Origin of the sequence: Congregibacter sp. (assembly GCF_965660375.1) — a bacterium.
Lineage (GTDB): Bacteria > Pseudomonadota > Gammaproteobacteria > Pseudomonadales > Halieaceae > Congregibacter.
In genome coordinates, this window is sequence record NZ_CBFHZO010000004.1 from 24,630 (window position 1) to 32,136 (window position 7,507).

Genomic DNA, 7,507 nt, shown 5'->3' on the forward strand with positions numbered 1-7,507 from the left:
CGCTTAGGAGGACTCCTGGCCCTCAAAAATGTCCGTCAGGCTCCCCATAGCTATGCCACTGGCCCGCAAGCGTGTCTGCAGACCCCGCTGGGACACGGCCAGACGCTCCGCTGCGGAACGGAGGTCCCCGCGGCAGGCATCCAGGGCAGACAGCAACTCTCCCAGGGGAACATCGGCGGCCAAACGGCAGTCGCCAAGCGTTTGCAGTCGCCGGTAAATCGCTGGCCTTGAAACACCGAGGTTTCGTGCGATGGTTGCCACCTCGTAGCGGGCGTCTTCCCAGGCCTCTTCAAAGTCTTCATCAGAAATATCTGCAAGGCGCTTCGCGGGGGACTCATTGATCCGGGACCCACTGTTCGGAGACGGCGCTGTCGCCGGCATCGCGTCACCGGCAGATTCCAGCAACCGCTCCCGGATAAGCGCCGGCACCTGCAGACCGTTGTCGGACACATTGCTGATCTGCGCCACAACATGCTGCAACTCGCGGATGTTCCCGGGCCAGGAGTAAAGCAAAAACGCCTCAAAAAGCCGGGCCCAGGCTCCCGGGCCGGCGTTGCCACGCTGCACGTTCCAGCTTTGATCGGCCTCAGCGGCGCGGGCACAAAAACAATCGGCGGCAAGCAGGGCCACATCCTCTGCTCGCTCAGCGAGAGCGGGGAGGCGTATTTCCTGGGCGCCGAGGCGGTAGCGAAGCGCCGGGCGAAAGCGCTCACGCAATTGATCGGGATCCTGCTCCATGGCGGCGATGACCCGCAGGTCCACTCGCTGCGTTTTTCCGCCCACCACCTGGATTTCCCGCTCCTGCAGCGCCCTTAGCAGCATCGGTTGCAGGGAAGCCGGGGTATCACCCACCTCATCAAGAAACAGTGTGCCGCCGTCAGCCTCCTGAAAAAGTCCCTTCCGGTGACTGTCCGCACCAGTGTAAGCCCCCTTTCGCGCGCCAAAGAGACTGGCGCTCGCAATCTCCGTGGGCAGCGCTGCCATGTTGACCGCCACCCAGGGCTCCCCCGATTGACAGCCAAGGGCGTGGATAGCCCGGGCGATGCGTTCTTTTCCAGTTCCCGTGGGCCCAATGAGCAACACATCATCGCGATTCCTGGCCGCAGCCTCAGCGCTGGCGCGCAGCTCTGCCATGGCCGCACTCACCCCTCTCAGGGGTGCCAGTTCCCGGGCTTCGCCCATCGACGCCGCGGGGGATCGCAGGCGGAGATGCAGCACGATGCGTTGCGCAATAGTGAGAACCACACCGCTCATCAGCTGCTCTGTGCCGAGTGTTGCTTCCTCCCTTAACTCCTGGCCGTTGAGACGCAGCCGGGAGCTTCCCTCATGACGAATCAGGCGCCAGCACTCTGCGTCCCGAAGGAGACTGAAGGCCTTGCGACTGACGACACTCTCGCCAATACCCTGGCCATCGTTTTCGCCAAAGCCATCACCCACACCCTGCTGTTCCCCTCGATGGTGACTCAGGAACTTCGGCACATAGCGACCAAAGCTGATGACGTTCTCATGGATAGAGGCACGAAAAAGCGTGCCGATGCGCGAGGTATCCGGGTGAAAAGCCAGCACCGCGCAAAATTCGAGCGCCGCACGGTCATCGCCCCCGGGGCCGGCGAAACCGGTGTCACTTGTGTCTATGGAGCGGGTGCTATCCCCGTATTCAGGATTACTCAAAGGGCACTCCTTTAACTTTGCTGATGAGTCTGAGCATAGCAGCCGAGCGTCAGGAGGAAAGCACCAATGATCAGCCGAAGATAAGCACGGCCGATAAAAACAGCAACCAGAGACCTGCGCTCCGGTAAAGAATATCCCCCCGCTCCCGCGCGCTCCCACCATGATTGCAGGCCACAACCGCCAGTTCTTCCAGAAGCTGGGGTGCGGGGGTGGCATCCGTAAAGTGCTTGAGAGGCCCACGCTTGCTCACCGCCATGAAGTCACCGGTCAAGGCAAAGGTCAGACCCAGAACGCGCGTGGGAACCCAGTCTGCCCAGCGCAGCAGCTGCGTGTATACCGATGGCGGCTGTTCCTTTTCTGTGAGAACCGCGATAACGCGATATAAGACCGCCGCAGTCACTCCCCCGATGGCGAAAAAGAACAGCGGCGCAAACCAGCGGGCATAGCCGCTGTACACCAGCCGCTGAAAGGGGCTGTGTTCATGAGGCTCCGCCCCGTCCACTGGCGCCCACAAGGACTCCAGCGCCATTGACGCTGCCTGGGGATCAGTGGCGACGCGAGCCTCAAACCGTTCGAGCGCGGTGTGAAAATCCGCCCTCCCCAGACTCCAAACAAACAGGCCCGCGGTGACCAGCAATTCCACCAGGCCGAAGAGCCAGCCATCTATGACCCCAAGACCCCAGACTAGGAGCAGAATGACAACCGTCAGGGTGACAACAACTTGCGGGATAGGAGCGGCAATGCGCCCTTTAAGCCAGCGGTGCCATCGCAGCAGCCAGCTATCGCTCTGCAGAAAACTATCGGGTTGGATGACCTGGTGGAGGGACAGTGCAATGATCATGGCAAGAAAGGTCATTGCTCTAGGGACTCCTCTGTGAATTGGCGGCAGTATCCGACGGGGAGCGAAGCAAGCGTCTCAGGTGGCTCCAGTCAAAAGCTTCCCCGGGATCGGTTTTTCTCCCCGGGGCAATGTCACTATGCCCGACGATAGGCCCCCTCGCCAGGGATGGTAGCAGCCTGCGGAGTTCCACTATGAGCGCGCTGAGCGTGTCGTACTGACAGTTTTCGTAGGCCCGGTGGTCCGTACCTTCAAGCTCGACGCCAATGCTGAAATCATTGCAGTTCACCCTGCCTCCCCAAACCGATACCCCCGCGTGCCACGCCCGCTCGTGACAGGATACGAACTGGGTCAGTGCACCCTCGCGATCGATGAAAAAATGCGCGGACACCTTTAGCCCCCGCAATGCATCAAAGGACGGATCCCGGGAACAGTCGAGCGTGTTGCAAAAAAGCGCTTCCACATCGCTACCGCCAAAACATCCCGCAGGTAATGAAATATTGTGCACCACGACCATATCCGGCGCGCAGGGCGTCGGACGGGAGTTACAGTTGGGCGACGGGATGTGGCGGGCTGTTTCCAGCCAACCACTCCAGGCTTCGGATTGCGACATAGCACGCATTGTGTGCATCAAAACCGCCAACGGCAAGCGTACCGGCAGTTTCGGTTGTTGATCCTGCACTGCTACCATAGCTCCTCATACTGCCTGCCTCCTGAATCGGTATCTGTCATGACTTCGAATCTCCAACCTGTCCCCGACAGCATTGTCGATGCCAATGTTCAAGCCGCGCTGGCGGAGGATATTGGCGGCGGTGACATCACAGCGGAGCTTTTACCCGCAGACAGCATGGCCGAGGCTACCGTTATAACGCGCGATGACGGTGTTCTGTGCGGTCAACATTGGGTCACAAAGGTCTTTGAGCAGGTGGACGAGCGTATTGCGCTGCAATGGCGTGCGTCGGACGGCGACAGTCTTAGCGCAGGCCAGACCCTCCTGCAACTCAAGGGCCCTGCCCGCGGCCTTTTGACGGCGGAACGCACCGCCCTCAATTTTCTCCAGACCCTGTCGGGCACGGCGACCCGTTGCCGGGATTATGCGAACCGTGTGGAAGGCACAGGCGTCCGCCTCCTGGATACACGCAAGACGCTCCCGGGACTTCGGGCGGCGCAAAAGTACGCCGTACGCTGCGGCGGATGCCACAACCATCGGGTAGGACTTTTTGATGCTTTTCTCATCAAGGAAAACCACATTCTCGCCTGCGGGGGCATTCCCGCAGCTGTGCTTCGGGCGCGGGAAAGTGCCCCGGGGAAGCCCGTGGAGGTAGAAGTGGAGAACATGGATGAGCTCGCACAAGCCATCGATGCACAGTGCGAACGTGTCATGCTTGATAACTTCGACCTCGATGCAATGCGCGAAGCCGTGAGGCTTAACGACGGCCGGGCCGAACTTGAAGCATCGGGTAACGTGACCCTGGAGAGTCTCGCCGCCATCGCCCAAACCGGCGTGGACTTTATCTCCATCGGTGCGCTCACCAAGGGCTGCGAGCCGCTGGATTTATCGATGCGACTTTCTTGACTGCGCCACGCGCGCGGCCAAGGCACAGTGCTGAAGCGCGGTGGACTATACCGACTTAAAGGGCATTCAAAGGGGCAATAAGGCTTCGGCGCTTACAAGAACCCCATTGCGATCCGCGTAGACGTAGTCCCCGCTGCGCACCGTGGTACCACCAATATCGATGGGCAGGTCACGCTGCCCCTCACCCCGTTTGTCGGTTTTTTGGGGGCAGGCTCCCAGGGCCTTCACACCCAGGGCCAGAGTCTCGAGAATCTCCACATCGCGAACGGCGCCAGCGATCACCAGGCCGGACCAGCCGTTCTCCACCGCCTTCGCGGCCAGCTGGTCCCCCAGCAGCGCGCGCCGTAAGGAACAACCCCCATCGACCACCATCACCCGCCCCTCTCCCGGCTGCTGCACCAGTTCCTTGACGAGGGAGTTATCCTCAAAACACTTGACCGTCATGGCCACGCCGGTAAAGCACTGCACACCCCCAAAGTCTTGCCAGGCATGAATGAGTGCTCGCGCGTCCGGAGCGCTGTCAGAGAGGTCGGGAGTGCTAAAGCTATGGTCCATCAGAGCCAACCCACGGGGTAATCCTGCAGCGCGCCGCCAGCGTTTGCGACGGCGCCGGCAAAGCCTTCACAGCGTGGCAGAATGCTTTGGGCGTAGAACGTCGCAGTTGCGACCTTGCGGGCATAGAATTCATTGTCGACCCCCCCGGTGAGCGCGGTTTGGGCGACAAAGGCTCCCCGGGCCAGCTGCCAGCCGCCGAACAGGTAACCGGTCTGCATCATGTAATCAAAAGCCGCTGCTTTCGCAGCTTCCGGACTGTGAGCTAGCATCTGCAAAATCGTTTCCGTGGAGCTGGTGTGCAATGCCGCTGCACTGCGCAGCGCGCTGCCCACAACAGCAAGCTCACCGCCCGCAGCGATGTAGGCCTGAGCATCGGCGTTAATCTCCTCGATAACAATGCCCATGGCGGTACCACCGTCCCGCCCCAGCTTGCGGCCCACAAGATCCGCCGCCTGTATGCCGTTGGTGCCCTCATAGATCGGCGTAATCCGCACATCGCGAAGATACTGGGCTGCGCCCGTCTCCTCGACGTACCCCATGCCACCATGCACCTGTACCCCCAGAGAAGTCAGCTCCACACCCACCTCGGTCATCCACCCCTTGATGACGGGGATCATCAGATCAATGCGCGCCTGGGAGGCAGAACGGTCCGATTCCGGTCCGTAATGGGCCAGGTCCATGGTTACCGCTTCACTGTAGGCAAGAGCCCGCATGGCTTCATTCAACGCCTTCATGGTCAACAGCATGCGTTTGACGTCGGGGTGCTCAATGATCGGCACTCCACCCTGCACACGCTCTTTCGCGTAGGCGAGCGCCTGCTGATAGGCGCCCTCAGAGGCACCCAGCCCCTGCAGTCCCACTTTCAACCGCGCTTCGTTCATCATGGTGAACATACAGGTAAGCCCGCGGTTTTCCTCACCCACGAGATAACCCACGGCACCGCCACTATCCCCAAAGGCCATGACACAGGTGGGACTGCCGTGAATGCCGAGTTTGTGTTCCGTAGATACGGGATACACGTCGTTGCGTTCTCCCAGGCTGCCATCGGAATTCACCAGAAATTTAGGCACCAGAAACAGGGAAATACCGCTGGATCCCTCGGGTGCATCCGGGAGCTTGGCGAGCACCAAATGCACAATATTGTCGACGGCGTCATGGTCACCCCAGGTGATATAGATTTTCTGCCCGGTGATCAGGTAATGGTCGCCCTTGGGAACGGCCCGGGTTTTCATGACACCCAGATCTGATCCGGCACCGGATTCCGTGAGGTTCATGGTGCCCGTCCACTCCCCCGTATGGAGTTTTTCAAGATAGGTGGCTTTGAGCTCATCGCTGGCGTGAGAGGCGATAGCCAGCGCAGCACCGCTACTCAGAAAAGGTGCCAGGGCAAAGGCCATATCCGCGCCGTTCCACATTTCTGATGCCGCCGTGCCATAAAGCTCCGGCAGACCTTGCCCCCCAAACTCCGCGTCGGCAGAAATGCCGAACCAACCGCCCTGGGCCAGTTGCTGCATCGCCTCTGCATAGCCGGGAGAAATGTGCACCTTCTGATCCTCACAGCGGGCGGGATTCATGTCACCTACCCGCCTAAGAGGACCCAGTACCTCGCCGGCGAGTTTTCCGCCCTCGTCCAGCAGCGCCGCGGTCAGTTCCTCCCCCACCCCAAGTTCCTCGAAGCGGGGCAGGCCGCCCAGGGTCTCGCCAACGCGCAGGACTTCATCAATCACAAAACGCATATCTTCCAGGGGGGCACGGTACATAACAGGCAGACCTCTAAGTGTTTTCAGATAACCGATTGGCGCGGACACTACGCCAACAGGCGTTAGTATAAAGACTTGGCAGAGAGGCGGCATCATCGCGATACTGTGCTGCATGTACAGCTTCCGGTTGCCCGCATGAATCTACACCGCATCGACCTCAATCTGCTGGTCTATCTCGACGCCCTGCTGCGCGAGAGAAACGTGACCCAGGCGGCTCAGCAGCTCAATCTGTCACAGCCTGCCATGAGCAATGGTTTGCGGCGTCTGCGTACCCTGTTTGACGACCCGCTCCTTGTGCGGACATCCGAGGGCATGACCCCCACCGAGCGCGCCCTGGAGCTCGAACCGCTGGTCAGGGATGCTCTGTCGCGTATTGATCAGGCGGTGCAGCCCCGCTCGGCCTTTCATCCGGAGGAAGCCCAGGGCGTCTTTCGGATCATGGCCAGTGATTACGCAGAGTCAACACTGTTTCCCCGGGTGCTGGGCAAACTTCGCGATCAGGCACCGGGGATCACGCTGGATATCATGACCCCCTCGGACGTCAGTTTTCTCGATGTGGAGAGGGGCAAAATAGACATGGTGATCAACCGCTTTGATTCCATGCCCCAGTCCTTTCATCAAATCCCCCTCTGGGACGACAGCTTCTCCTGCCTGCTGAGCCCCCACCATCCCATTCTCGATGACTTCACCCTGGAGAAGTACCTGGAGTCCGATCACGTCTGGGTCAGTAAAACCGGGATGGGGGTCGGCGTGGGCGTAAACCCCGATGATGTTCAACGTCTTGGGTGGGTAGATGCTGCCCTCAACCGTTTGGGTAAAAAGCGTCAGATTCGGGTATTCACCCGCCACTATCAGGCTGCGATGACCCTCGCAGAGCACAACGATCTGATTGTGACCCTCCCCACGCGTGCGGCGCTGCTTAAGCGGGACAATCCGCGCCTTGTGCGACGGGATCCGCCCATGGAAATCCCGCCCCTGGAGCTCAAAATGGCCTGGAGCCCCTTACTTCAGCATAACCCCGGTAACCGCTGGCTGCGCAAACTGATTGTGGAAACGGCAAGACACATCGTTGCCACCGACAAAGCTGACGACGGCACTCATTCAGGC

Annotated in this window: 7 protein-coding genes; 2 read left to right on the plus strand and 5 right to left on the minus strand. The window is 60.2% G+C overall.

The window, feature by feature from the left end:
• Window positions 1-3: 3 nt before the first annotated feature.
• The 3 genes from ACTG3T_RS00500 to ampD all read right to left on the minus strand — a co-directional run bounded on the left by ACTG3T_RS00500 (window position 4) and on the right by ampD (window position 3,122).
• Window positions 4-1,671, minus strand: a complete 1,668-nt coding sequence (locus tag ACTG3T_RS00500; RefSeq protein WP_439100303.1) for a sigma 54-interacting transcriptional regulator — start codon at window positions 1,669-1,671, stop codon at window positions 4-6.
• 70 nt (window positions 1,672-1,741) lie between these two features.
• Window positions 1,742-2,527, minus strand: coding sequence for a regulatory signaling modulator protein AmpE (ampE, locus tag ACTG3T_RS00505; protein ID WP_439100304.1), 786 nt, complete (start codon window positions 2,525-2,527; stop codon window positions 1,742-1,744).
• A 4-nt stretch (window positions 2,528-2,531) separates the two neighbouring features.
• Window positions 2,532-3,122 carry a 1,6-anhydro-N-acetylmuramyl-L-alanine amidase AmpD gene (ampD, locus tag ACTG3T_RS00510; protein WP_439100305.1) on the minus strand — a complete coding sequence of 197 codons (591 nt, stop codon included), beginning with the start codon at window positions 3,120-3,122 and terminating at the stop codon, window positions 2,532-2,534.
• A gap of 117 nt (window positions 3,123-3,239) precedes the next feature.
• Here ampD and nadC point away from each other — a divergent pair, with 117 nt between their 5' ends.
• Window positions 3,240-4,085, plus strand: a complete 846-nt coding sequence (gene nadC / locus ACTG3T_RS00515) for a carboxylating nicotinate-nucleotide diphosphorylase (RefSeq protein WP_439100306.1) — start codon at window positions 3,240-3,242, stop codon at window positions 4,083-4,085.
• A 66-nt stretch (window positions 4,086-4,151) separates the two neighbouring features.
• Here nadC and rraA read toward each other — a convergent pair whose 3' ends face one another.
• Together rraA and ACTG3T_RS00525 are read right to left on the minus strand one after the other, a co-directional pair.
• On the minus strand, window positions 4,152-4,640 hold the full coding sequence (gene rraA / locus ACTG3T_RS00520; RefSeq protein ID WP_439100307.1) for a ribonuclease E activity regulator RraA: 489 nt from the start codon (window positions 4,638-4,640) through the stop codon (window positions 4,152-4,154).
• Window positions 4,640-6,400, minus strand: coding sequence for an acyl-CoA dehydrogenase (locus tag ACTG3T_RS00525; RefSeq protein ID WP_439100308.1), 1,761 nt, complete (start codon window positions 6,398-6,400; stop codon window positions 4,640-4,642). Before ACTG3T_RS00525 ends, rraA begins: the two co-directional genes overlap by 1 nt.
• A gap of 135 nt (window positions 6,401-6,535) precedes the next feature.
• Between ACTG3T_RS00525 and ACTG3T_RS00530 the strand changes: the two genes are divergently transcribed.
• On the plus strand, window positions 6,536-7,507 hold a 972-nt coding region (locus ACTG3T_RS00530; protein ID WP_439100309.1), incomplete at its 3' end, for a LysR family transcriptional regulator.